At 61.4% G+C, this 381-nt stretch carries 1 pseudogene; it reads left to right on the forward strand.

Annotation, left to right across the window (positions count from 1 at the left end):
* Window positions 1-381: pseudogene (locus tag ACN8M7_RS25980) on the forward strand (UvrD-helicase domain-containing protein); the annotation flags it as partial.

Raw genomic sequence — 381 nt, forward strand, 5'->3', positions numbered from 1 at the left:
AGGAACTTTGACTTGCAGGGTGCCAATGCTCTGGCACAACTTGTGGAGTTTGCTTCCAGCGTAATGACGGGGGTAGGTGCAGCAAACCTGCGAACGCGCGTGGAGTCGCTGCGTGCAGGAAGGGCCCAAACGCCTCCGACCGCGGCCGAGGCTGCGGCGATCGATTTCGTAGCAGCGCCAACATTGGGGCAAGCGCTCCGTGTGATCGATACGCTCGCTGAGCAGCACGGGGCACGTGTATACCGACCGGAGGCTCTGTACTGCTGCCGGTCTGCAATGCAAGCGGTGGTGGGAGGTGCTGCCGACTTTCTGAGTGCAGCCATTCAAGCGCGAGAGCGCAATAGACACCTTGCCCGACCGATCGCAAGACGCTCTGTAGGC

This window comes from Pseudomonas spartinae (assembly GCF_965197125.1).
In the GTDB taxonomy this organism is placed as follows: Bacteria; Pseudomonadota; Gammaproteobacteria; order Pseudomonadales; family Pseudomonadaceae; genus Aquipseudomonas; species Aquipseudomonas composti_A.